The 24,521-nt window shown below is 70.1% G+C and carries 20 protein-coding genes; 16 read left to right on the top strand and 4 right to left on the bottom strand.

The window, feature by feature from the left end; genetic code table 11:
* Window positions 1–140 precede the first annotated feature (140 nt).
* From OG246_RS20440 to OG246_RS20450, 3 genes are all read left to right on the top strand, one after another.
* Window positions 141–680 (top strand): SAV_6107 family HEPN domain-containing protein, encoded by a 540-nt coding sequence (locus OG246_RS20440; protein WP_266465229.1) that lies wholly within the window; start codon window positions 141–143, stop codon window positions 678–680.
* Window positions 681–891: 211 nt separating this feature from the next.
* The gene (locus OG246_RS20445; protein WP_266465231.1) at window positions 892–1,662 is read left to right on the top strand and encodes a methyltransferase; all 771 of its coding nucleotides are present in this window, start codon (window positions 892–894) and stop codon (window positions 1,660–1,662) included.
* Window positions 1,663–1,937: 275 nt separating this feature from the next.
* Window positions 1,938–2,336: a DUF3040 domain-containing protein gene (locus OG246_RS20450; RefSeq protein ID WP_266465234.1), complete on the top strand. Its 399-nt coding sequence runs from the start codon at window positions 1,938–1,940 to the stop codon at window positions 2,334–2,336.
* Window positions 2,337–2,664: 328 nt separating this feature from the next.
* Here the strand turns inward: OG246_RS20450 and OG246_RS20455 are convergent, their stop codons facing one another.
* The 4 genes from OG246_RS20455 to OG246_RS20470 all read right to left on the bottom strand — a co-directional run bounded on the left by OG246_RS20455 (window position 2,665) and on the right by OG246_RS20470 (window position 8,269).
* Complete coding sequence (locus OG246_RS20455) at window positions 2,665–5,061, bottom strand: DUF3488 and transglutaminase-like domain-containing protein (RefSeq protein WP_266465237.1); 2,397 nt, start codon at window positions 5,059–5,061, stop codon at window positions 2,665–2,667.
* Window positions 5,058–6,422: a DUF58 domain-containing protein gene (locus tag OG246_RS20460; protein ID WP_266465240.1), complete on the bottom strand. Its 1,365-nt coding sequence runs from the start codon at window positions 6,420–6,422 to the stop codon at window positions 5,058–5,060. The genes OG246_RS20455 and OG246_RS20460 overlap by 4 nt, the downstream gene beginning before the upstream one ends.
* Entirely contained in the window at window positions 6,419–7,459 is a 1,041-nt protein-coding gene (locus OG246_RS20465) for a MoxR family ATPase (protein WP_266465243.1), read from the bottom strand. The genes OG246_RS20460 and OG246_RS20465 overlap by 4 nt, the downstream gene beginning before the upstream one ends.
* 261 nt (window positions 7,460–7,720) lie before the next feature.
* Window positions 7,721–8,269: a carbonic anhydrase gene (locus OG246_RS20470; protein ID WP_266465246.1), complete on the bottom strand. Its 549-nt coding sequence runs from the start codon at window positions 8,267–8,269 to the stop codon at window positions 7,721–7,723.
* Window positions 8,270–8,718: 449 nt separating this feature from the next.
* Here OG246_RS20470 and rsmH point away from each other — a divergent pair, with 449 nt between their 5' ends.
* The 13 genes from rsmH to OG246_RS20535 all read left to right on the top strand — a co-directional run bounded on the left by rsmH (window position 8,719) and on the right by OG246_RS20535 (window position 24,399).
* Window positions 8,719–9,675: a 16S rRNA (cytosine(1402)-N(4))-methyltransferase RsmH gene (rsmH, locus tag OG246_RS20475; RefSeq protein ID WP_266465248.1), complete on the top strand. Its 957-nt coding sequence runs from the start codon at window positions 8,719–8,721 to the stop codon at window positions 9,673–9,675.
* A 276-nt stretch (window positions 9,676–9,951) separates the two neighbouring features.
* Window positions 9,952–10,491: a hypothetical protein gene (locus OG246_RS20480; RefSeq protein WP_266465250.1), complete on the top strand. Its 540-nt coding sequence runs from the start codon at window positions 9,952–9,954 to the stop codon at window positions 10,489–10,491.
* Between the two features lie 5 nt (window positions 10,492–10,496).
* Complete coding sequence (locus tag OG246_RS20485) at window positions 10,497–12,449, top strand: penicillin-binding protein 2 (protein WP_323178324.1); 1,953 nt, start codon at window positions 10,497–10,499, stop codon at window positions 12,447–12,449.
* Between the two features lie 188 nt (window positions 12,450–12,637).
* Window positions 12,638–14,161, top strand: a complete 1,524-nt coding sequence (locus tag OG246_RS20490; RefSeq protein WP_266470760.1) for a UDP-N-acetylmuramoyl-L-alanyl-D-glutamate--2,6-diaminopimelate ligase — start codon at window positions 12,638–12,640, stop codon at window positions 14,159–14,161.
* A gap of 4 nt (window positions 14,162–14,165) precedes the next feature.
* The gene (murF, locus tag OG246_RS20495) at window positions 14,166–15,572 is read left to right on the top strand and encodes a UDP-N-acetylmuramoyl-tripeptide--D-alanyl-D-alanine ligase (protein WP_266465254.1); all 1,407 of its coding nucleotides are present in this window, start codon (window positions 14,166–14,168) and stop codon (window positions 15,570–15,572) included.
* Window positions 15,569–16,642 carry a phospho-N-acetylmuramoyl-pentapeptide-transferase gene (gene mraY, locus OG246_RS20500; protein ID WP_266465257.1) on the top strand — a complete coding sequence of 358 codons (1,074 nt, stop codon included), beginning with the start codon at window positions 15,569–15,571 and terminating at the stop codon, window positions 16,640–16,642. Before murF ends, mraY begins: the two co-directional genes overlap by 4 nt.
* On the top strand, window positions 16,624–18,051 hold the full coding sequence (gene murD, locus OG246_RS20505; protein WP_266465260.1) for a UDP-N-acetylmuramoyl-L-alanine--D-glutamate ligase: 1,428 nt from the start codon (window positions 16,624–16,626) through the stop codon (window positions 18,049–18,051). Before mraY ends, murD begins: the two co-directional genes overlap by 19 nt.
* A gap of 146 nt (window positions 18,052–18,197) precedes the next feature.
* Complete coding sequence (gene ftsW / locus OG246_RS20510; RefSeq protein ID WP_266465263.1) at window positions 18,198–19,562, top strand: putative lipid II flippase FtsW; 1,365 nt, start codon at window positions 18,198–18,200, stop codon at window positions 19,560–19,562.
* A 6-nt stretch (window positions 19,563–19,568) separates the two neighbouring features.
* On the top strand, window positions 19,569–20,660 hold the full coding sequence (gene murG / locus OG246_RS20515) for an undecaprenyldiphospho-muramoylpentapeptide beta-N-acetylglucosaminyltransferase (RefSeq protein WP_266465266.1): 1,092 nt from the start codon (window positions 19,569–19,571) through the stop codon (window positions 20,658–20,660).
* Window positions 20,661–20,685: 25 nt separating this feature from the next.
* Window positions 20,686–21,471, top strand: a complete 786-nt coding sequence (locus tag OG246_RS20520) for a cell division protein FtsQ/DivIB (RefSeq protein WP_266465268.1) — start codon at window positions 20,686–20,688, stop codon at window positions 21,469–21,471.
* A 275-nt stretch (window positions 21,472–21,746) separates the two neighbouring features.
* Window positions 21,747–22,937 carry a cell division protein FtsZ gene (gene ftsZ, locus OG246_RS20525; protein WP_266465270.1) on the top strand — a complete coding sequence of 397 codons (1,191 nt, stop codon included), beginning with the start codon at window positions 21,747–21,749 and terminating at the stop codon, window positions 22,935–22,937.
* Window positions 22,934–23,674 carry a peptidoglycan editing factor PgeF gene (gene pgeF / locus OG246_RS20530; RefSeq protein WP_266465272.1) on the top strand — a complete coding sequence of 247 codons (741 nt, stop codon included), beginning with the start codon at window positions 22,934–22,936 and terminating at the stop codon, window positions 23,672–23,674. The genes ftsZ and pgeF overlap by 4 nt, the downstream gene beginning before the upstream one ends.
* Window positions 23,674–24,399 carry a YggS family pyridoxal phosphate-dependent enzyme gene (locus OG246_RS20535; protein WP_266465275.1) on the top strand — a complete coding sequence of 242 codons (726 nt, stop codon included), beginning with the start codon at window positions 23,674–23,676 and terminating at the stop codon, window positions 24,397–24,399. The genes pgeF and OG246_RS20535 overlap by 1 nt, the downstream gene beginning before the upstream one ends.
* The last annotated feature ends 122 nt before the right edge of the window (window positions 24,400–24,521 follow it).

Genomic DNA, 24,521 nt, shown 5'->3' on the forward strand with positions numbered 1-24,521 from the left:
TGAACTGACTGGTCAGTGCAAAAACTATCTCGAACCTTCGATCGAAGCAAAAGCCCAGGTCAGAACGGATTGTCAGTGGCATACCTCACGATGGACACATACGGCCACAGAGCCGTCACACAGACGACAGGAGGTTCGTCATGGCCAACTCATCCGCAGCCGCCTCCCACCGGCGCCGCGCCACCGGCCCTGCCCCCTCACTGACCGGTCCGGCGAGCGACGTGCACCCCGTGCTCCGCCGGACCACGGCCCCGCCCGCCGCCCTCGAACTGCTCGCACAGGCCCACGCCGGACTCGACGAGGCGACCGCCCTCGACACACCCAACGAGCGCTATGCGACGGCCCACTTGGCCGCCCTGCGCACCGCCGCGGCCGTCCTCGCCGCGCGGGGACGCCCGGAACCCACGCCCCGACGCAGGGCACGCATCCGGAGCGCCTGGGAAGTGCTCCCCGAAATCGCGCCTGAACTCGCCGAGTGGAGCGCGCTGTTCGCCGCCGGAGCGACCCGCCGTGCTCGCGCCGAGGCGGGCATACAGGGCGCGGCCGGCAGCCGCGACGCCGACGACCTCATACGCGACGTGGCGATGTTCCTGCGCCTCGTCGAGCGGATGCTGGTGCTGCAACCCGTGCTGCCCCAGCCCCGGCAGGACGGAGACCGGCAAGTCCCGGACGCGGGCTGACCGGCACGGGAGCCGCGAACCGCCGTTTCCTCCGAGGAGCCTCACGCTTCACGGCACAGAGCCTGAGACTCCGGAGCCGGTCGGTATTGACTCGCTGCGCTGCCCATTAGGGTGGAAGCGCATGAAGCCTTCCGCCCCGGAAATGGGCCCGGGAGGCCCCCCGATCGCTCCGCCGTGCAAGAGGCGGTGCCGCGCCGAGGAGTCAACTGCCGTGTCGGACCCGATGCGCCCCCGCGCTTCTCTCCGTACCGCCGTGGTCTGGGAGGTCCTCAAGGACGCCCTGGACCGCCGGGTCAAGGCCACGGGGCGGGATGCCCTGGACGTCCTCGACACCGGGGGCGGCAGCGGCAACTTCGCGGTGCCCGTGGCCCGCCTCGGCCACCGCGTCACCGTCGTCGACCCCAGCCCGAACGCGCTGTTCGCGCTGGAGCGCCGGGCCGCCGAGGCCGGAGTCGCCGACCGCGTGCACGGCGTCCAGGGCGACGCACACGGCCTCTTCGACGTCGTCGAGCGCGGTGGCTACGACGCGGTGCTCTGTCACGGAGTCCTGGAGTACGTGGACGACCCGGCCAACGGCGTCCGCAACGTGGTGGACGCGCTGCGCCCCGAAGGCGTCCTCAGCCTCCTCGCCGCGGGCCTGGGCGGAGCCGTGCTGGCCCGCGCCCTCGCCGGGCACTTCAAGGAGGCCAGGCAGGCGCTCGACGACCCGGACGGACGCTGGGGCGAGGGTGACCCTGTACCCCACCGTTTCACCGCCGAACAGCTCACCGCGCTGGTCGAGGGCGCGGGCCTGAAGGTCGCCTCCGTACACGGGGTGCGGGTCTTCGCGGACCTGGTCCCCGGCGTCCTCGTGGACACCGAGCCCGGGGCCCTGGAAGCACTGCTGAAGCTGGAGGCGGCAGCGGCCGAACTCGCCGCGTTCCACTCCGTGGCGACGCAGCTTCATGTGCTCGGTGAGACGCAAGGGGCCGGTGAGCGCTGAGCCGCCTCCCGTGGTGCGCCGCTGATCAGGGGCTTGGCTGCAGATGGAGTACGCCACAGGCCCCCCGATCGGGCGCTCGGCGCCGTATGATCGAGGGAGACCGTTCGGCATGACGGGCCGTTCGCTGGGGAATGCACGCCTCAGTGGATCCGGGCGTCATGGCGGGTTCCGGTTGGCTAATTGGCGTAGAGGGGCGGGTTTCACGGGGGCGATTCCCTGCCTATCCTGAAGGGGACCCCCGGTCGCCCCGGCGACTGCACGATGAGGAGGACTCCGTGCCGCTCTCGGAGCACGAGCAGCGAATGCTCGAGCAGATGGAGCGAGCGCTGTACGCCGAAGATCCCAAGTTCGCGACAGCGCTTGAGGGAAGCGGGCTGCGTACGTATACCCGGCGACGGGTCTACCAGGCGGTCGCGGGCTTCCTGGTGGGTATCGCGCTCCTCATGGCCGGAATGGTCGCCGTGCAGATCTGGCTAAGCGTGGTGGGTTTCCTCGTCATGCTGGGCTGCGCGGTGCTTGCCGTAACCGGTTGGCGCAAGGCCCCCAAGCCGGGTGAACAGCCGACCGCGCCAGGCGCGCCGGCCGCCCGCAGCCAAGGCCGACAGCGCCGCTCCATGATGGACCGCATCGAACAACGCTGGCAGCGCCGCCGCGACGACCAGGGTGGCCAGTAGCCCCCGAGCGCCGCGGTCAATGACATCGCCTGAGGGGGTGTCCACCAGTCCGGTGGACACCCCCTCACGCACGCCCTGAACCGGGCGCAGCGGCACTCACGCCGCAGCCGTGGGCACGCGCGCCGCGGCAACCTTCCTCGCTGTGGGCATGCGTGCCGCTAGGGGCGGCACGGGTGGGCATAGCGGCACCCCGTACAGCGCCGGGCCGCGCGACCCACCCGACCCCAGCCCCCACGCCGGGCTCCTCGGCAACAGAGCGCCCCGGTGCCTGACAGCGGTGCGGCCCCCGCCCCAGTCAGGGCAAGGGCCGCACACAGCGCAGGGACGGTCAGCCGTTCTGCCCCGAAGGCCGCCGCAGCAAGGTCTCCCGCCGGGCCGCCAGGCGGGCAGCCAGAGCGGTCCAGTAGTCCGACGCCGCCCACACCACCCGGATGGCTGAGCGGGGAGCGAGGAGTGCACGGAGACGGGCCGGACGGCTTGCCAAGGTGCGGAAGCCGTCCGCGACCTGACGGGCGTCCTCGGAGAGACCCGCCGTCGGACGGGGATGCGGAGCGTAGAGCACCTGCTCCACAGCCGCCGCCACCCGGTGCACCGCATCCGCCGCCGTCGGTTCGAGAAGCCCGAGACGGACAATCCGCGCGGCAGCCTTGCGAGGCGTCTGCGAGTCGTCCGGCTCGATCCCGTAGTCCCACGCCGTATCGGTCACTTCCAGCCAGGCACTCAGCGTGTACACCGCCGCATCCGCGTCGGTGCGCCCGTGCGCGCCGAGCCGCACGGCCCGTATCCGCATGCGCCACAGCATCGGCAGCAACGGCACCCCAAGGACCAGGAGTCCGGCCAAGGCCAGCCCCAGGATCTGGAGCCACGGCATACCGTCGTCGTCGGAGCCCACCGTGGCCAGCGCGGATTCGCTCGCGCACGCCTCGAGCTTCCGCTCCTGCGCCGTGCAGCTCTCGCTCGCCGACGCCGAGGCGGCAGGCGCATCGGAGGCCGACTGCGTCGGCTGCGGTGCGGCCGGCACATCGGTGCCGGACGTCTCCGGCTGGGTGTAGTCCGGAACCGAGCCCCGGTTGGGAGTGGGCTCGAAGCGCGTCCAGCCCACCCCCTCGAAGTACAGCTCGGGCCAGGCGTGCGCGTCCCGCAGCCCCACCGTCATCGAACCGTCGGGCTGCGTGGAACCGGGCGTGAAGCCCACCGCCACGCGGGCCGGTATCCCCAGCGTGCGGGCCATCGCGGCCATCGCGAAGGAGAAGTGGACGCAGAAGCCCTCCTTGTCCTTCAGGAAGCGCGCGATCGCGGCAGAACCGCTGCCGACCTGCACCTCCGTGTCGTACGTGAATCCGCCGCTCACGGCGAAGTAGTCCTGGAGCTTGACCGCCTGCTCGTAGTGGTTGGCCGAGCCCGCGGTCACCTCGCGCGCGGTGTCGGCCACCACCGAGGGCAGCGAATCCGGCACCTGAGTGAACTCGCGCTTCAGAGCCGGATCCGGCTCCGGCGCCGTCGCGAGCTGCTCCGCGGTCGGCTGCACGAGCAGGCTCGTGACCTCGTACTGCACGCCTCGCGTGTTCTGGCCGTGGTCCCCGACGAGCGTGCGCCCCACCGGCTCGTACCGCCAGCTGCCGTTGATGTCCACCCGGGTGGCCGGATAGGGCATGGGGAGCCAGTCCTGCGCGTACCAGTCGGCCGCCGAGACACGGGTCTGGATCGCGGTCCGCTGGACGTCGCTCCCGAGGCCGATCGGCGTCGGGAACGTGTCCGGCACATCGACGATGTGCCGCTGGGCCGGCTTCCAGGCCGTGCCGTCGAAGTCGTCCAGGGAGACGATCCGCAGATACATGTCTTGGGTGTCGTCGGTGTTGGTGCGGTACGACATGACCTCGCGGTCCTCGTCCACGTTCAGACTGTCGCGGAGTGAGACCAGCGGGTTGACCGCAGAGATCGTGCCACCGCCTCCGGAGCCCGAGCCCACACCCGTCCCAGTACCGTCCAGCAGACCGCCGTCGAGCGAGGGCAGGGCGAGCGGCACCACCAGGGCGATGCCCAGCGCGACCGCGCCGATGCGCCGCCCGGTGCGCACGGGCGCGACGGCGCCGCCCGAGGGTTCGGGGCCCGGCGTTCGGGACGCCGCCGCTCCGCCGAAGACGCGGCCCCACTGCGAGAGCCGGTCGCGGCCCTCGGCGAGCAGCAGCATGAGATAGCCGGCGGCCGCGAGCAGGAACCACAGCCATGCGGCACCGCCGCCGGAAAGCCCCGCGGCGACCGAGTACAGCGCGAGCAGCGGGAGTCCCGCGGGAGCCGCGCTGCGGAACGTCACCGCGAGCGCGTCCACCAAGAGCCCGATCACCAGGACACCGCCGACCAGCATCAGCCGGATGCCGTCGGACAGCGGCGCCGGAATCGCGAACCGCCCGACGTCGTCCGTGCCCGCCTGCAGCAGCACCCCGAACTGGTTGAAGGCCTCGGGCCCCGGGATGATCCCGAGGAAGGCCTGCTGCCGGGCGAAGACCAGCGTCAGCAGCATCAGCGTCACCAGCGCCTGCACCGCCACGGTCAGCGGCCGGGCCAGCGGAACCCGCCGGGTCAGCGCGCCCGCACCGGACTGCATCGCCAGCAGAAACGCCGCCTGGAAGAACCAGGTCGCCGGATCGACCAGCGGCAGCAGAGCAGTCGCGGCCATGAGAGTGGCCGCCGCCGCGAATAGCGCCAGTCGCGCCCGCCCGCTCATGAGCCACCACCCCCCGCCGTACTTCCCGTCGACGCGACGCCCGTGCGCTGCCGGTCCGCCTCACGCCACAGGTCGGCGATCCCCGCCCCCCGTGGCACCCTCACAGCCGTCCAGCCCGCCTCGCGCAGCATGCGCAGTTGATCCTCGCTCTTGTCCAACGGCCCGGGGACGTCCGCCGGTTCCCGCATCCATGCCTCGCTGTCCAGCAGGAAGGCGACGGCCCCGCCGCTGCGCTGGCGCATCTTGGCGAGCACTGTCGCCTGTTCCTCGTCCAGATCGCCGAGGAAGGCGATCAGCAGCCCTTCGTTCCCGCCGCGCAGCACGTCGTAGGCGCGGGACAGACCCGTGCCGTCCGAGTGGTCGACGACGGCGAGTGTGTCCATCATCAGTCCGGCCGCGTCCGCCGACTCCGGGCTCGCGCCCGCGAAGCCGTCCGCGCCCTCGCCGGGCACCGAACTGCCGGTGTCGGTCAACAGCCGTACCGAAAAGCCCCGTTCGAGCATGTGCACCAGCGTCGACGCCGCGCCCGAAACCGCCCACTCGAAGGCCGAATCCGGGCCCGCGCCCTCGAAGGCGACCCCCCGGGTGTCCAGCAGCACCGTGCAGCGGGAGCGCTGCGGCTGCTCCTCGCGGCGGACCATCAACTCGCCGTAGCGCGCGGTCAGGCGCCAGTGCACCCGGCGCAGATCGTCGCCGTAGCGGTAGCCGCGCGGGATTATGTCGTCCTCGCCGGCCAGCGCCAGCGAGCGCTGCCGCCCGTCGCCGTACCCCTTCGCCTCACCGGTCAGCCGCACCGGCGGCAGCGCCTCCACGCGCGGGATGACCGTCAGGGTGTCGTACGTCGAGAAGGAGCGCGTCAGTTCGCACATTCCGAAGGGGTCCGTGAGCCGTAGTTGCAGCGGGCCCAGCGGATAGCGGCCGCGCAGGTCCGAGCGCACCCGGTAGGACACCTCGCGGCGGCCGCCCGCCTCCACCCGGTCCAGGACGAACCGGGGCCGCGGGCCGAGCACGTACGGCACCCGGTCCTGGAGCATCAGCAGTCCGGTGGGCAGCCGCGAGACGTTGTCCATGCGCAGATGGACCCGCGCCTCGGAACCGGCGGGCACGCGCGCGGGGGCGAGCCTGCGGCTGCCCGCGACCCGGTAACGGGTGCGGTACAGCACGGTCGCGCACACCAGTGGCAGCACCGCCAGGAGCAGGCCGACCCGGAGCAGATCGCTCTGCCCCAGGACGTACGCGCAGATCGCGGCCGCGACTCCGGCGGCCAGGAAGGAGCGGCCCCGCGTGGTGAGCCCGGCGAGCGCTGTGCGCAGCCCGCCCTTGTCCTCCTCGGCGGTGTACCCCGTCCCTCCTTGCGTCATCCAAGCCTCCGCGGCGGCTGCTGGCCGTAGGCGGTGGCACCGCGGCCCACCGTGAAGCCGGACTGCTGCTGGGGCGCGGCGGGAACGGGGATGCGCTGCAGGATCTCCTGCACGACCTGTTCGGCCGTGCGCCGGTTCAGCTGTGCCTGTGCCGTGGGCAGCAGACGGTGGGCCAGGACCGCCACGGCGAGTGCCTGGACGTCGTCCGGAAGTGCGTACTCCCGGCCGCTGAGGGCGGCGGACGCCTTCGCCGCGCGCAGCAGGTGCAACGTGGCACGCGGTGAGGCGCCGAGTCTGAGATCGGGGTGCGTGCGCGTGGCCCCGACCAGCTCCACCGCGTACCGCCGCACCGGGTCGGCGACGTGGACCGAGCGGACCGCGTCGATCAGCTTCACGATCTCGTGTGCGTGCGCCACCGGCTGGAGGTCGTCCAGCGGGTTCACCCCGCCATGGATGTCCAGCATCTGCAGTTCGGCCTCCGCGCTGGGATAGCCGATGGAGACACGGGCCATGAAACGGTCGCGCTGGGCCTCCGGAAGCGGGTAGGTGCCCTCCATCTCGACCGGGTTCTGCGTGGCCACCACCATGAAGGGGCTGGGCAGTTCGTACGTTGTCCCGTCGATGGTGACCTGGCGCTCCTCCATGGACTCCAGGAGCGCGGACTGTGTCTTGGGCGAGGCTCGGTTGATCTCGTCGCCGATCACGATCTGAGCGAAGATCGCGCCCGGCTTGAACTCGAAGTCCCGGCGCTGCTGGTCCCAGATGGACACACCTGTGATGTCCGAGGGCAGCAGGTCGGGCGTGAACTGGATACGCCGCACCGAACAGTCGATGGACCGTGCCAGCGCCTTGGCCAGCATGGTCTTGCCGACGCCGGGAACATCCTCGATCAGAAGATGACCCTCGGCGAGCAGCACGGTCAGCGAAAGCCGTACGACCTCAGGCTTGCCTTCGATCACTCCTTCCACCGAACTGCGGACACGCTCCACAGTGGCGGTCAGATCTGTAAGGCTCGCTCGATCGTCATAGGTCGTCACCCGGCCCTCCTCGGCCCTTTCTCGGGCCGACGCCCTGTGCGGACCGGCCCACCCCAAAACACGGACACCAAGCGGGAAAAGTTCCGCGTGACGCCACACTCGCATTCTTGTTGCCGTTACCGGTTCGTGTCATCCGCCTGTGGATAACTGGCCGCGATATGTCTGCCTTGCGGTCTTTTGGTCGGCCCTGGTTCATGATTTTTAGTGAACAGAGGCTCCCACGAGGCCCAGAAAGCCACCGTGAAGGCCCGATGAAGATTGTCAGACCGGGTCGATCTCGCGCAGCAGACCCGTCGTGACGTCGAAGACGAAGCCGCGTACGTCGTCGGTGTGCAGAAGGAACGGCGAGGTGCGCACGCGCTGCATCGACTGCCGTACGTCCTGCTCGACGTCCCGGAAGGCCTCGACGGCCCAGGCCGGCCGCTGGCCGACCTCCATCTCCAGATCGTGCCGGAAGTCCTCGGTGAGGGACTCCAGGCCGCAGCCGGTGTGGTGGATGAGGACCACACTGCGGGTGCCGAGCGCCCGCTGGCTGATCGTGAGGGAGCGGATCACGTCGTCGGTGACGACTCCGCCGGCGTTGCGGATGGTGTGACAGTCGCCCAGCTCCAGGCCGAGCGCGGCGTGCAGGTCGAGCCGGGCGTCCATGCACGCGACCACCGCGACGTGCAGGACGGGACGGGCGTCCATCCCCGGATCGGCGAAGGCGGCGGCGTACTGCTGGTTCGCGTCGACGAGACGGTCGGTCACGGTGCCGTCGCTGGATATGGCGCCTTCGGGCCCGGTGGGAACAGATGCGGAGGTCGTCATGCCTATGACGGTACTGGTCACATATGAAGCGGTCCTGCCGTGAGAGGGGACAAAGAACGTCATCGTGGCTTGTTGTGAGGTAACCCACACGGGCGGTGTCGGCTCGCCCGTATGGGTTGTTCTTTCCGATTCACGGCTTCATCGGGAGCAGGACTCACGACGCGCATGCCGGTTGATTGACCGCGAGACACCGTGGACTAAAGTGACGCGAAGCGGGAGGCGAGGCTCTCCCTGCTGGACTGCTTTCCCCCGGAAACCCGGCGATTTTCCGGCGTTTCCCCACGTGCGCGGCGCGTACGTACGGCTCGGCCTCCTCCCGCTCCCGGTCGGCTGACGCCACTCTCCCGGCGCCAGCGGGCCTCCCCTTCTCCGGGGGTCCCCCCAGCGTCAGCTGGGGGAGGGCGGGGACCCGGCGGTGCGTACTGCCTTGCCGGATCTGAGAGGGCCCCTTGAGCCAGAGTCGACACGTCCCGGTGATGCTCCAGCGGTGCCTGGACATGTTGGCCCCGGCCCTCACCGGGCCCGGAGCCGTCGTCGTCGACTGCACCCTGGGACTCGGCGGCCACAGCGAGGCGCTCCTCACCCAGTTCCCCGAGGCCCGTCTCGTGGCCCTGGACCGCGACAAGGAGGCGCTGCGCCTCTCCGGGGAGCGGCTCGCCCCCTTCGGTGACCGGGCGACCCTCGTGCACGCCGTCTACGACGAACTCCCCGACGTACTCGACCGCCTGGGCATCCCGCGCGTCCAGGGCATCCTGTTCGACCTGGGTGTCTCCTCCATGCAACTCGACGAGGCGGACCGCGGGTTCGCGTACGCGCAGGACGCTCCGCTCGACATGCGCATGGACCAGACGACCGGCATGAGCGCCGCCGAGGTGCTCAACACCTACCCGCCGGGCGAACTGGTACGGATCCTGCGGGCGTACGGCGAGGAGAAGCAGGCCAAGCGGATCGTGTCGGCGGTCGTGCGTGAACGCGCGAAGGAACCCTTCAGCAACAGCGCGCGCCTCGTCGAGCTGATCCGCGACTCGCTTCCCCAGGCCGCCAAGCGGACCGGCGGCAACCCCGCCAAGCGCACCTTCCAGGCGCTGCGCATCGAGGTCAACGGCGAACTCAGCGTCCTGGAGCAGGCGATCCCCGCGGCCGTGAAGGTGCTCGCCGTCGGCGGCCGGATCGCCGTTCTGTCGTACCACTCGCTGGAAGACCGGCTGGTCAAGCAGGTGTTCGCGGCCGGCGCCGCCAACACGGCGCCGCCCGGCCTGCCGGTCGTGCCCGAGCGCTACCAGCCCCGGCTCAAGCTGCTCACGCGCGGTGCCGAACTTCCCACCGAGGAAGAGGTCGCGGAGAACCGGCGAGCGGCTCCCGCCCGGCTGCGGGGGGCGCAGCGCATCCGCGAGGAAGCCGAGTGAGGCGCGGGGAGAGGGAGGACGAGTGAGTCGGAAACCCGAACTCGCGAGGTCGGGAGAGTGGGACATCCCAACTCGCGGGCCGCGACTCGGTGCGGCATCCAAACTCACGGGACCGAGTGGGTTGGGGATCCAGACGCGTTGTCGGCGTCCGGGTAGGACATCCGAACTCACGGAGCGGAGCGAGTCGATGATCCCGGCCCGCGAGGCGACATGGGTGGGAGATTCGAACTCGCGGCGCGGCCGCGAGTCGGGAAACCGAACCCGCAGGGAGGGCGCGTGAGCAGGAAACCCGAACTGAGAGGGCGGGCCGCCAAGCTCGCCCGGCTTCTCCCGGCAGGTGCCGGGACGGCCGCCCGTACCCCCTTCGTCCTGCTGGTCGTGCTCCTGCTCGGCGGCGGCCTCATCGGGCTCCTCGTGCTGAACTCCGCGCTCAGCGCAGGGTCGTTCCAGCTCGACGACCTGCAGAGGGACACCAAGAGCCTCACCGACGAGGAGCAGGCGCTCCAGCGGGACGTGGACGCCTACGCCGCCCCCGACGCCCTCCAGCGCCGAGCCCGCGAACTGGGCATGGTCCCCGGCGGCGACCCGGCCTTCCTCAACCCGGACGGCACCGTCAAGGGCGTCCCGGGAGCAGCCGCCCAGCAGTCCTCCGCACGTACCCCGGTGGTGCGCCCGCCCGAAGTCCTCGCCCCCGCGCCGAGCCCGACGCCGACCGCGGTCCCAACGCCCACCCCCACGCCGTCCACGGCCGCCGCCTCCGCGCAGCCGCCGGCGGCCACCCCGTCCGCACAGCCCTCCACAATCCCCGGCAGGTGACGGAAGTGTCCGACAGGGAACCGCCGCGCCGCCGAGTGCCCGGCCCCGCCAGGCCCGTACGACCCTCAGGCCAGCGGCGTCCGGACCCCGGCGCCCGCCCCGCGCGCCGCCCGGGCGCGCCGAGGCCCGCCGGCCCCCGTGTCATCCGGCTCGGCAGCCCGCGCCCCCGGCTCCGTATGGTCAGTCTCGCGCTGACCCTGGTGATGATCGCCTTCGTCGTGCGGCTGCTCCAGGTGCAGGCCGTGGACGCGAGCACGTATGTCGCCAAGGCCGAGCAGAACCGGTACGTCGGGCGCACTCTGGCTGCCGAACGCGGCGGGATCACGGACCGCAACGGCGTCGAGCTGGCGACCAGCGTGGACGCGTACGACATCACGGCCGACCCCACGATGTTCACGCAGAAGGCCACGAAGACGGCGGACGCGCCCGAGCAGGCCGCGGCGCTGCTCGCCCCGATCCTCGGCCAGGACGCGGAGAAGGTCACCAAGAAGCTGAAGACGAAGAACACGCGCTACACCCTGCTCGCGAACCGTCAGACCCCTCAGGTCTGGAAGCAGATCAAGGACATCAGGAGCACGCTCGCGGCCAAGGCGGAGACCGACCCGAGCACGGTAAACGTCCTCGCGGGCATCGTCGCGGTCCCCGCCAGCAAGCGCGTGTACCCGAACGGAGATCTCGCCGCCGGGATACTGGGTTGGGTCAACGCCGACGGCAAGGGCGGCGGCGGGCTCGAACAGGAGTTGAACAAGGAACTGGCCGGCAAGGACGGCGAGATCCGGTACGCGCAGTCCGGCGGCCTCCAGGTGCCCACCGCGGGTTCCACCGAGACCCCCGCCGTGGCCGGCTCCGACATCGAGCTGACCATCGACCGTGACATCCAGTGGGCCGCGCAGAACGCCATCACCGAGCAGGTGAAGGAGTCGAAGGCGGACAGCGGGTACGTGATAGTGCAGGACACGCAGACCGGCGAGATCCTCGCGATGGCCAACTCGCCCGGCTTCGACCCGAACGACCTCTCCCAGGCCGACCCGGCGGCGCTCGGCAACGCGGCCGTCCAGGACGCGTACGAGCCCGGCTCCACCGCCAAGGTCATGTCGATGGCCGCCGTGCTGGAGGAGAACGTCGCCACGCCCGCGACGCATGTGGTCGTGCCCAACCGGCTGCAGCGCGGCGACCGGCTCTTCCAGGACGACATCGACCACCCGACCTGGAGCCTGACGCTCAACGGCGTGCTCGCCAAGTCCAGCAACATCGGCACCATCCTGGCGGTCGGCCAGCTCGGCAAGACGCAGACGGAGGCCAACAAGGTCCTCTACTCGTACCTGCGCAAGTTCGGCATCGGCGGCAACACCGGGCTGGACTTCCCCGGCGAGACGAAGGGCATCCTCGCGGCCCCCGAGGACTGGTCGACCTCGCAGCAGTACACGATTCCTTTCGGCCAGGGAGTGTCGCTCAGCGCGCTGCAGGCGGCCTCCGTCTACTCGACGATCGCCAACGGCGGCGTACGGATCGAGCCGACTCTGGTGCGCGGTACGGAAGGTGCCGACGGCCGCTTCACGCCCGCCTCCGAGCCCAAGAAGACAAGGGTCGTCAGCGAGAAGACGGCGAAGACCCTCGCCCAGATGCTGGAGTCCGTCGTGGACGACGAGCAGGGCACCGGCACCAAGGCGCGCATTCCCGGCTACCGGGTCGCGGGCAAGACGGGTACGGCCAACCGCGTGGATCCGGCCACCGGCAAGTACAACGGCTACACCTCGTCGTTCGCCGGATTCGCACCCGCCGACAACCCGCGGATCACCGTGTACTGCGCGATCCAGAACGCCACCAAGGGCAGCTACTTCGGAGGCCAGATCTGTGGACCCATCTACAAGGAGGTCATGGAGTTCGCCCTGAAGACACTTCAGGTACCGCCCACCGGGGCCAAGGCCGCGAATCTCCCCGTGACCTTCACGCCCTGATCAGCACGGAAACCAGCCAGGAACACCTCGTGACAACGATCACCCCCGATCCCGGGAACCACGCCGTGCCGCACACCCCGGCGCACGGCCCGTCCACGCCCTCACTTCGCTCCGGCGGGGGTGCGCCCGGTACGCTCACCGCCGTGCCAGACGCTGATCAGTCCCAAACCACCCAGAAGGGCGTTCCTGTGACATATCCGGGGCCGCCGCGACCGGTTCAGAACGCCGCCACACCCCTGGCGGAACTCGCCGATCAGCTGGGTGCCCAGAAGCCACAGGACACCGCTGTGGAGGTCACGGGTATCACCCATGACTCCCGCGCCGTGCGCCCCGGCGACCTGTACGCCGCGCTGCCCGGCGCCCGCCTGCACGGCGCCGACTTCGTGACGCAGGCGGCCGGACTCGGCGCCGTCGCCGTGCTGACCGACCCGACGGGCGCCGAACGCGCCGCGGCCACCGGGCTGCCGGTCCTCGTTGTGGACGACCCGCGAGGGCAGATGGGAGAGCTGGCGGCCACGATCTACGGCCACCCGGGGCGCGACCTGCTTCAGTTCGGCATCACCGGCACCTCCGGCAAGACCACCACGGCGTACCTCGTCGAGGGCGGTCTGAAGACGGTCCGGAGCACCGGACTGATCGGCACCGTCGAGACGCGCATCGGCGACGAGAGCATCAAGTCGGAGCGCACGACGCCGGAAGCCACCGACCTCCAGGCGCTGTTCGCGGTCATGCGTGAACGCGGGGTCGAGGCGGTCGCCATGGAGGTTTCCAGCCATGCGCTGGTCCTCGGCCGGGTCGACGCCTGCATCTTCGACATCGCCGTCTTCAACAACCTCAGCCCGGAGCACATGGAGTTCCACTCCGGCATGGAGGACTACTTCCAGGCCAAGGCACAGCTGTTCACGCCGGAACGCAGCAAGCTGGGCGTGGTCAACCTCGACGACGAGTACGGGCGCCGGCTGGCCAAGGAGGCCACCGTCCCCGTCGTCACCTTCTCCGCCGAGGGGCACCCCGACGCCGACTGGCGGGCCGAGAACGTCGAAGTCGGCCCGATGGACTCGACGTTCACCGCTGTCGGCCCCAAGGGCGAGCGGGTCACCGCCAGGTCGCCGCTCGCGGGCCCCTTCAACGTGGCGAACACGCTCGCCGCGCTCGTCTCCCTCGCCGTGGCCGGAATCGACCCGCAGACCGCCGCCGACGGCATCGCCGCCGTACAGGGCGTACCGGGCCGCCTGGAGCGGGTGGACGCGGGCCAGCCCTATCTGGCCGTCGTCGACTACGCGCACAAGACGGACGCCGTCGAATCGGTCCTGCGCGCGCTGCGCAAGGTGACGACAGGTCAGCTGCACGTGGTGCTCGGCTGCGGCGGTGACCGCGACAGGACGAAGCGGATGCCGATGGGTGCCGCCGTCGCACGGCTCGCCGACACCGCCGTACTGACCTCCGACAACCCCCGTTCCGAGGACCCCCTCGCGATCCTCGCCACGATGCTCGCGGGAGCCGCCGAGGTGCCGCAGCACGAGCGAGGCGAGGTCCAGGTCTTCGAGGACCGGGCCGCAGCCATCGCCGCCGCCGTCGCCCGCGCGCGGCCCGGCGACACCGTACTGATCGCGGGCAAGGGCCACGAGCAGGGCCAGGACATCGCCGGGGTGGTGCGTCCCTTCGACGACCGCCAGGTGCTTCGCGAAGCTATCCAGAAGACCCAGGGATGAACTTGTGATCGCCCTCTCTCTCGCCGAGATCGCAGCAGTCGTCGGCGGGCAGACGTACGACATACCGGATCCGGCGGTACAGGTGACCGGACCCGTCGTCAGGGACTCCCGTGAGGTGGAGTCCGGCAGCCTCTTCGTCGCCTTCGTGGGCGAACGCGTGGACGGCCACGACTTCGCCCAGGCGGTCGTCGACGCGGGCGCGGTAGCCGTACTGGCCTCCCGGCCCGTCGGCGTCCCCGCGATCGTCGTGGCGGACGTACAGACGGCCCTTGGCGCCCTCGCACGCCATGTCGTCGAACGGCTCGGCGCGACCCTCGTGGCGCTCACCGGCTCCGCCGGCAAGACCAGCACCAAGGACCTCATCGCGCAGGTCCTGCGCAGCAAGGCGCCGACGGTCTTCACACCGGGCTCGCTCAACAACGAGATCGGGCTGCCGCTCACCGCGCTCAGCGCCACCGAGGAGACCAGGTTCCTGGTGCTGGAGATGGGCGCCCGGGGCATCGGCCACATCCGGTACCTGACGGAGCTCACCCCGCCGCGGATCGGCCTCGTCCTCAACGTCGGCACCGCCCACATCGGGGAGTTCGGCGGCCGCGAGCAGATCGCGCAGGCGAAGGGCGAGTTGGTCGAGGGCCTTCCCGAGGACGGCGCCGCGATCCTCAACGCCGACGATCCCCTCGTACGCGCCATGTCTTCCCGTACGAAGGCGCGCGTGATCCTCTTCGGAGAGTCCGACGAAGCGGACGTACGCGCCGAGAACGTCCGTCTCACCGAGAGTGGACAGCCTTCCTTCAGCCTTCGCACACCCTCCGGGTGCAGTGACGTGACCATGCGCCTGTACGGTGAGCACCACGTGTCGAACGCGCTCGCCGCGGCCGCCGTCGCCCATGAGCTGGGCATGTCCGCAGACGAGATCGCCGGTGCGCTCTCCGAGGCGGGCACCCTCTCCCGCTGGCGGATGGAGGTCACCGAGCGCCCGGACGGCGTGACGGTCGTCAACGACGCCTACAACGCGAACCCCGAGTCCATGCGAGCCGCTCTGCGCGCGCTCGCGGCCATGGGCAGAGGGCGTCGTACGTGGGCGGTGCTCGGTCAGATGGCCGAGCTCGGGGACGAGGCGCTCGCCGAGCACGACGCGGTCGGGCGGCTCGCCGTCCGGCTCAACGTCAGCAAGCTCGTCGCGGTCGGGGGCAGGGAAGCGTCCTGGCTCCAACTGGGCGCATATAACGAGGGTTCGTGGGGTGAGGAGTCGGTGCACGTGTCCGACGCACAGGCGGCTGTCGACCTGTTGCGCAGTGAACTGCGCCCAGGGGACGTCGTGCTCGTGAAGGCGTCCCGGTCGGTCGGGCTCGAACGGGTGGCGCTCGCGCTGCTCGACAGCGGCGTTGAGGGTGAGGTTGCCGCCCGATGATGAAGCAGATCCTGTTCGCAGGAGTCATTGGCCTGTTCCTGACCCTGATCGGCACCCCGCTGCTGATCAAGCTCCTGGCCCGCAAGGGTTACGGCCAGTACATCAGGGACGACGGCCCGCGCGAGCACCACGCAAAGCGCGGTACGCCGACGATGGGTGGTATCGCCTTCATCCTGGCGACGATCATCGCGTACTTCATGTCCAAGGTGATCACGGGCTACGCGCCGACCTTCTCGGGTCTGCTGGTGCTCGGCCTGATGGCGGGCATGGGCCTGGTCGGCTTCCTGGACGACTACATCAAGATCGTCAAGCGGCGCTCGCTCGGTCTGCGGGCCAAGGCGAAGATGGCCGGACAGCTGACCGTCGGTATCGCCTTCGCGGTACTGGCCCTGCAGTTCGCCGACAACCGCGGCAACACTCCGGCCTCCACGAAGCTCTCCTTCGTCCAGGACTTCGGCTGGTCCATCGGCCCGGTGCTGTTCGTGGTCTGGGCGCTGTTCATGATCCTGGCCATGTCGAACGGCGTGAACCTGACGGACGGTCTGGACGGCCTCGCCACCGGCGCCGCGACGATGGTGTTCGGCGCCTACACCTTCATCGGTGTCTGGCAGTTCCAGGAGTCCTGCGCCAACGCGCAGACCCTCACCAACCCGGCCGCCTGTTACGAGGTACGAGATCCACTGGACCTCGCGGTCGTCGCCTCGGCCCTGATGGGCGCCTGCTTCGGCTTCCTGTGGTGGAACACCTCGCCGGCCAAGATCTTCATGGGTGACACCGGTTCGCTGGCCCTCGGCGGCGCGCTCGCCGGTCTCGCGATCTGCTCCCGCACGGAGATTCTGGTTGCCCTGCTCGGCGGCCTCTTCGTCCTCATCACCATGTCGGTGGTCATCCAGGTCGGCTCCTTCAAGATGACCGGCAAACGAGTCTTCCGAATGGCGCCACTCCAGCACCACTTCGAACTAAAGGGGTGGTCCGAGGTCCTTGTCGTGGTCCGCTTCTGGATCATCCAGGGCATGTGCGTGATTGTGGGTCTCGGCCTCTTCTACGCAGGATGGGCAGCCAAGAAGTGACCAACTGGCAGGGCAAGTACGTCACCGTCGCCGGCCTCGGCGTCTCCGGTATCCCGGCGGCCCGTGTGCTGCACGGCCTCGGCGCGGTCGTCACGGTCGTCAACGACGGCGACGACGAGCGCTCCCGGGCGCAGGCCGCGGACCTGGAGGCGCTCGGCATCACCGTGCGCCTCGGTGACGGCGCCACCCTGCCGGAGGGCACCGAGCTCATCGTCACCACGCCCGGCTGGAAGCCGGACAAGCCGCTGTTCGCCGCGGCCGCCGAGGCCGGCGTCCCGGTCTGGGGCGACGTGGAGTTGGCCTGGCGGCTCAGGGGCCCTGACGCGGCTCCCTGGCTCGCCGTCACCGGCACCAACGGCAAGACCACCACGGTCCAGATGCTCGCCTCGATCCTGAAGGCGGCAGGGCTGCGTACGGCTGCCGTCGGCAACATCGGGGTCTCGCTCCTGGACGCGGTCCTCGGCGAGGAGACGTACGACGTCCTCGCCGTGGAGCTGTCGAGCTACCAGCTGCACTGGGCGCCCTCACTGCGCGCCCACTCCGCCGCCGTACTGAACCTCGCGCCCGACCACCTCGACTGGCACGGCTCCATGGAGGCGTACGTCGCCGACAAGGGCCGTATCTACGAAGGAAATCGGGTCGCCTGCGTCTACAACGCGGCCGACAAGGCCACCGAGGACCTGGTGCGCGAGGCGGACGTCGAGGAGGGCTGCCGGGCGATCGGCTTCACCCTCGCCGCGCCGGGGCCCTCCCAACTCGGTGTCGTGGACGGCATCCTGGTCGACCGTGCCTTTGTCGACAACCGGCAGAAGAACGCCCAAGAGCTGGCGGAGGTGTCGGACGTCAATCCGCCCGCCCCGCACAACATCGCCAACGCCCTTGCGGCGGCGGCCCTGGCGCGTGCCTTCGGGGTGCCCGCCGCGGCCGTACGGGACGGTCTGCGGGCCTTCCGGCCGGACGCCCACCGCATCTCGCACGTCGCCGATGTGGACGGGGTCGCGTACATCGACGACTCCAAGGCCACCAACACCCATGCGGCGGAAGCCTCTTTGGCCGCGTACGAGTCGATCGTGTGGATCGCGGGCGGGCTCGCCAAGGGCGCGACCTTCGACGAGCTGGTCGCCAAGTCGGCAAAGCGGCTTCGGGGTGCCGTGCTGATCGGTGCCGACCGGGCTCTCATCCGGGAAGCGCTCGCGCGACACGCGCCGGAAGTACCGGTCGTCGACCTCGACCGGACCGACACTGGGGCGATGCTCGCGGCGGTTCAGGAGGCGCGGGGGCTCGCTCACGCGGGCGACACGGTGCTGCTGGCGCCGGCTTGCGCCTCCATGGATATGTTCGCCAACTACAACAAGCGCGGTGACGCTTTCGCGGAAGCGGTTCGCGAACTCGGCGCCGCGAGCGCCTGACGGCGGGTCTGAGCCGCTGTCCCGGGCGCCCGGGATCCTTGGGAGCGACGCGTGACGCCATTGTGGTCGGTGCTTCGCCGGCGGCTTTCCGCCGGTGGCACGGCGCTGTGCCAGCCTGTCCCGCCCCGCGGCGACAGGAGCCGCTGATGCCCGGCAGTCGTACCGGCCGCCCCCCTGTCCAGCGGGCCTCGAAGCGGCCCGCCGCCGCCCGGCCCCCGCGCGACAACCCCCTGCGCACCCTCTACGTGCGCGCCCGCAAAGCCTGGGACCGGCCGCTGACCGCGTACTACCTGATCCTCGGTGGCAGTCTGCTGATCACCGTGCTCGGCCTTGTGATGGTCTACTCGGCTTCGCAGATCACGGCGTTGCAGCTGTCGCTGCCGGGGTCCTACTTCTTCCGGAAGCAGTTCCTGGCGGCCTGTATCGGTGGCGTGCTGCTCTTCGTCGCCTCGCGGATGCCGGTGCGGCTGCACAGGGCGCTGGCGTATCCGATGCTGGCGGGCTCCGTCTTCCTGATGATCCTGGTGCAGGTGCCGGGGATAGGAGTGGCGGTCAACGGCAACCAGAACTGGATCTCCGTCGGCGGCCCCTTCCAGCTGCAGCCCAGTGAGTTCGGCAAGCTCGCGCTCGTGCTGTGGGGCGCCGATCTGCTCGCCCGCAAGCAGGACAAGCGGCTGCTGACGCAGTGGAAGCACATGCTGGTGCCGCTGGTTCCGGTGGCCTTCATGCTGCTCGGGCTGATCATGCTCGGCGGTGACATGGGTACGGCGATCATCCTCACGGCGATCCTCTTCGGGCTGCTGTGGCTGTCCGGAGCGCCCACCCGGCTGTTCGGGGGTGTGCTGTCCATCGCCGTGACGCTCGGTTTCATCCTCATCAAGACCAGCCCGAACCGGATGGGCCGCCTCGCCTGCATCGGTGCCACCGACCCCGGCCCCAACGACCAGTGCTGGCAGGCCGTGCACGGTATCTACGCCCTCGCCTCCGGCGGGCTCTTCGGGTCAGGACTCGGTGCCAGTGTGGAAAAATGGGGCCAACTGCCCGAAGCGCACACGGACTTCATCTTCGCCGTCACCGGGGAGGAACTGGGCCTGGCGGGGACGCTGTCGGTGCTCGCCCTCTTCGCGGCTCTAGGCTATGCGGGTATCCGCGTGGCCGGACGCACGGAGGACCCCTTCGTGAGGTATGCCGCGGGAGGCGTGACCACCTGGATCACGGCCCAGGCCGTGATCAACGTCGGTGCGGTGCTCGGTCTGCTGCCGATCGCCGGTGTCCCGCTCCCGCTGTTCTCCTACGGGGGTTCCGCCCTGCTGCCGACCATGTTCGCGATCGGGCTGCTGATCGCCTTCGCGCGCGACGACCCCGCCGCGCGGGCGGCGCTCGCGATGCGGCAGCCTCGCTTTGGCAGAAAGCGGGCTGCGGTGAGAGGCTCCGCGGGGGCCGCGGGGCCTCGGAGATGGAACACAATGCGACGGTGTGCCTCGGCGGCGCGTTCGTCCGGAGAGCGGTGAATTTCGGTGCATGTCGTACTCGCCGGCGGGGGGACCGCCGGCCACATCGAGCCCGCGCTGGCCCTCGCGGATGCCCTGCGCAGGCAGGACCCGACCGTGGGGATCACGGCTCTGGGCACGGAGCGCGGCCTTGAGACCCGACTCGTACCCGAGCGGGGCTACGATCTCGCGCTGATTCCCGCCGTCCCACTGCCGCGCAAGCCCACCCCCGAGCTGATCACCGTCCCCGGGCGGCTGCGCGGCACCATCAAGGCGGCCGAGCAGATCCTGGAGCGCACCAAGGCGGACGCGGTCGTCGGCTTCGGCGGCTATGTCGCGCTGCCCGGCTACCTCGCGGCCAAGCGCCTCGGCGTGCCCATCGTCATCCACGAGGCCAACGCCCGGCCCGGCCTGGCCAACAAGATCGGTTCGCGGTACGCGGCCCAGGTCGCCGTCTCGACGCCCGACAGCAAGCTCCGCGGCGCCCGCTACATCGGCATCCCGCTGCGCCGCTCCATCGCCACCCTCGACCGCGCCGCCGTACGCCCGGAAGCCCGCGCCGCGTTCGGCCTCGACCCCGCGCTGCCGACCCTGCTCGTCTCGGGCGGCTCCCAGGGCGCCCGCCACCTCAACGAGGTCATCGAGCGGGTCGCCCCGTACCTCCAGCAGGCCGGAATCCAGATCCTGCACGCGGTCGGCCCGAAGAACGAACTGCCGCAGGTCCACCAGATGCCGGGAATGCCCCCGTACATCCCGGTACCGTATGTGGACCGGATGGACCTCGCGTACGCCGCGGCCGACATGATGCTCTGCCGCGCGGGCGCGATGACCGTCGCCGAACTCTCCGCCGTCGGGCTCCCCGCCGCCTACGTCCCGCTGCCCATCGGCAACGGCGAACAGCGGCTGAACGCCCAGCCGGTGGTCAAGGCCGGCGGCGGCCTCCTTGTCGACGACGCGGAACTGACGCCCGAGTGGATCCAGGGCAACGTCCTGCCCGTGCTCGGCGACCCGCACCGGCTGTACGAGATGTCCCGCGCCGCCAGCGAGTTCGGCCGCCGGGACGCCGACGACCTGCTCGTCGGCATGGTGTACGAGGCGATCGCCTCGCGCCACCGCTAGCAGCGTATGAGGGAAGGCAGGGAGCGTGGCCGGACCGACGACCGCCGAGCGCGGTGAACGGCAGAAGCTGGAGTCCGGCCCGCCCCGGCCGCCCCGTCTCGGGCGGCTGTCCAGGCCCCGTACGCTCATCATCCTTATGATCGCCGCGGTGTTGCTCGGCGCCGCCTCCGTGTGGGTCCTCTACGGCTCGAGTTGGCTGCGCGTGGAGCGTGTATCGGCCTCCGGGATGCGGGTGCTGACGGATCAGCAAGTGCGCGAAGCCGCCGGAGTTCCGGTCGGATCCCCGCTGATTTCCGTCGACACCGATGCCATTGAGGAACGGCTGCGCCGGAAATTGCCCCGAATTGACTCGGTTGATGTCGTCCGATCCTGGCCGCATGGAATCGGACTGAAAGTGACCGAGCGCACTCCGGTCCTGATTGAAGAAAAGGGCGGAAAGTTCGTCGAAGTGGACGCCAAGGGCGTGCGTTTCGCGACGGTTTCGGATGCTCCGAAGAGCGTGCCGCTGCTGGAATTGACGGTGCCTCAGTCGGCAGGGCTACGCCGCTTCGGGACCGACCGGCTGGTGCGCGAGGCCGTGACGGTCGCCGGTGACATTCCGGCCGCCGTCGCCCGCGACACCCAGGTCGTCAAGGTCCGTTCGTACGACTCCATCTCGCTGGAGTTGAAGGACGGCCGCACCGTCGAGTGGGGGAGTGGCGAGAAGGGCGCCGCGAAGGCGCGTACGCTCACCGCTCTCATGAAAGCCGCTCCCGGGGCGCGGCACTTCGACGTAAGTGTTCCCACCGCCCCTGCGTCATCAGGGAGTTGACGCACATCTGCGCAGGCCAGCACCCTGGTTGGGCACTGCTACGGCTGATCACATAGGGTGAAAAGAAAAACGGGAGGTTCGGCGTGTTCGTTGAACGTGCGCCACTTGTCGACTTAGTGTCCTGTTCGGAAGAGTCCAAGGAACAGACACACTGGTAACCCTAAACTTCAACGTTAGGGTTCGGGTCGGCGTTCGGACCGTCCCATTCGGCATCAGTCGTCGGATCGCGAGCGTGCGAGGCGACGACACGTAACTCGAGGCGAGAGGCCTTCGACGTGGCAGCACCGCAGAACTACCTCGCAGTCATCAAAGTCATCGGTGTCGGCGGCGGTGGTGTCAATGCCATCAACCGGATGATCGAGGTCGGTCTCAAGGGCGTCGAGTTCATCGCCATCAACACCGACGCGCAAGCTCTGTTGATGAGCGACGCCGACGTCAAACTCGACGTCGGCCGCGAACTCACCCGCGGACTCGGCGCCGGAGCCAACCCGGCCGTCGGCCGCAAGGCGGCGGAGGACCACCGCGAGGAGATCGAGGAGGTCCTCAAGGGGGCCGACATGGTCTTCGTGACGGCCGGCGAGGGCGGCGGCACCGGCACCGGCGGCGCGCCCGTCGTGGCCAACATCGCCCGCTCGCTGGGCGCCCTCACCATCGGCGTGGTCACGCGCCCGTTCACCTTCGAGGGACGGCGCCGGGCCAACCAGGCGGAGGACGGCATCGCCGAACTCCGCGAAGAGGTCGACACCCTCATCGTCATCCCGAACGACCGGCTGCTGTCCATCTCGGACCGCCAGGTCTCCGTCCTCGACGCCTTCAAGTCGGCGGACCAGGTCCTGTTGTCGGGTGTTCAGGGCATCACCGATCTCATCACCACGCCCGGTCTGATCAACCTCGACTTCGCCGACGTCAAGTCCGTGATGTCCGAGGCGGGTTCGGCCCTCATGGGCATCGGCTCGGCCCGCGGCGACGACCGCGCGGTGGCGGCGGCCGAGATGGCGATCTCCTCGCCGCTCCTCGAAGCCTCCATCGACGGCGCCCGCGGCGTGCTGCTCTCCATCTCCGGCGGCTCCGACCTCGGTCTGTTCGAGATCAACGAGGCCGCTCAGCTGGTGAGCGAGGCCGCGCACCCCGAGGCCAACATCATCTTCGGTGCGGTCATCGACGATGCCCTCGGCGACGAGGTGCGGGTCACCGTCATCGCCGCCGGTTTCGACGGCGGCCAGCCGCCCTCGAAGCGGGACACCGTCCTCGGCTCGTCCTCGGCCAAGCGCGAGGAGCCCACCCCGGTGCGGTCCTCCGACAGCCGTCCGTCCTTCGGCTCCCTGGGCAGCGTCACGCCGAAGGAGACGTCGGCGCCCGCCCCGGAGCCGGTGAACGAGATCCCGGTCTCCCCGCCGGTCCCGCCGTCCCGCTCGTACTCGGACAGCGCGGCCGAGGAGCTGGACGTGCCGGACTTCCTGAAGTGATAGGACAGCGCTCCGGAACGAGCACAGTGAGCGGCGCGCACTTCGCCTTCACCGACAGGTGGGGCGGGGTGAGCGCCGTTCCGTACGAGGAGCTCAACCTCGGCGGAGCGGTCGGCGACGACCCCGCCGCCGTAGGGACCAATCGGCTGTGGGCCGCCAAGTCCCTGGGACTCGACGCGAATCGCGTGGTCTGGATGAACCAGGTGCACGGCAAGGACGTCGCCGAGGTCGACGGGCCGTGGACCGACCCCCGGTTCACCCCGCCGGTCGACGGTCTGGTGACCGCGACCCGGGGCCTCGCCCTCGCCGTGCTCACCGCCGATTGCGTCCCGGTCCTGCTGGCCGACCCCGTCGCCGGGGTGGTCGCCGCGGCCCACGCGGGGCGGCCCGGCATGGTCGCCGGGATCGTGCCCGAGGCCATCGACGCCATGGAGTCGCTGGGCGCGGAGGCCGCGCGCATCGTCGCCCGCACCGGGCCCGCCGTCTGTGGCCGTTGCTACGAAGTGCCGGAAGCGATGCGCGCCGAAGTCGCCGCCGTCGAACCCGCGGCGTACGGCGAGACGAGTTGGGGGACTCCGGCGGTCGACGTGGTCGCCGGGGTGCACGCGCAGCTCGAACGGCTCGGGGTCCGCGACCGGGAGCGGTCGCCGGTGTGCACGCTCGAATCGCGGGATCACTTCTCGTACCGTCGCGACCGCACCACGGGGCGGCTCGCGGGATATGTCTGGCTGGACTGATGGACATGACGGACCGTAGGGCTCAACTCGCCGGAAATCTGGCGAAAGTGGAAGAGCGCATCGCGGCGGCGTGCACGGCCGCCGGGCGCAAGCGTGAAGAGGTGACCCTGATCGTGGTCACCAAGACCTACCCCGCCAGTGATGTGCGGATCCTGTCGGAACTCGGTGTGCGGCAGGTCGCCGAGAACCGTGATCAGGACGCGGCGCCCAAGGCGGCGGAATGTTCCGATCTGCCCCTCTCCTGGCATTTCGTCGGTCAGTTGCAGACCAACAAGGTGCGTTCCGTGGTCGGTTACGCGGATCTCGTGCAGTCCGTCGATCGTTCCAAGCTCGTCACGGCTCTGTCGAAGGAGGCGGTGCGGGTGGAGCGTGAGGTGGGGTGCCTGATTCAGGTCGCGCTGGACGCGGAGGAGGACGGCCGGGGGGAGCGGGGAGGCGTGGGGGTCGGCGGAATCGAAGAGTTGGGCGACCTCGTCGCGAACGCTCCGGGGCTCCGTCTCGACGGGCTGATGACCGTCGCGCCGCTCACCGGGAGCTACGCGGGACGCCAACAAGCGGCGTTCGAGCGGCTGATGGATTTGTCGACTGCTATGCGCCGCACGCATCCGGCTGCGAACATGGTGTCCGCAGGGATGAGTACGGACCTCGAACAAGCCGTGGCGGCCGGAGCGACACATGTACGCGTCGGTACTGCGGTACTCGGAGTCCGACCCAGGCTCGGGTAACGTCGCCAAGAAGTCGGACCACAGCAGAAAATATGGTCATTACCGCCGAAGGCGGGCATAACGACCTCGTGGATCGCGGGCACTTGGCAACTCGTCAGCCGATCCACCACAGAGCGGAGGAC

The sequence above is a fragment of the Streptomyces sp. NBC_00620 genome (assembly GCF_026341825.1).
In the GTDB taxonomy this organism is placed as follows: Bacteria; Actinomycetota; Actinomycetes; order Streptomycetales; family Streptomycetaceae; genus Streptomyces.

Excerpts from the sequence above, each read along its gene's own strand:
- OG246_RS20440 (WP_266465229.1), top strand. The coding sequence starts at position 141 with ATGGCCAACTCATCCGCAGCCGCCTCCCACCGGCGCCGCGCCACCGGC.
- OG246_RS20455 (WP_266465237.1), bottom strand. The coding sequence starts at position 5,061 with ATGAGCGGGCGGGCGCGACTGGCGCTATTCGCGGCGGCGGCCACTCTC.
- OG246_RS20460 (WP_266465240.1), bottom strand. The coding sequence starts at position 6,422 with ATGACGCAAGGAGGGACGGGGTACACCGCCGAGGAGGACAAGGGCGGG.
- OG246_RS20470 (WP_266465246.1), bottom strand. The coding sequence starts at position 8,269 with ATGACGACCTCCGCATCTGTTCCCACCGGGCCCGAAGGCGCCATATCC.
- mraY (WP_266465257.1), top strand. The coding sequence starts at position 15,569 with ATGATGAAGCAGATCCTGTTCGCAGGAGTCATTGGCCTGTTCCTGACC.
- murD (WP_266465260.1), top strand. The coding sequence starts at position 16,624 with ATGGGCAGCCAAGAAGTGACCAACTGGCAGGGCAAGTACGTCACCGTC.
- ftsW (WP_266465263.1), top strand. The coding sequence starts at position 18,198 with ATGCCCGGCAGTCGTACCGGCCGCCCCCCTGTCCAGCGGGCCTCGAAG.
- OG246_RS20535 (WP_266465275.1), top strand. The coding sequence starts at position 23,674 with ATGGACATGACGGACCGTAGGGCTCAACTCGCCGGAAATCTGGCGAAA.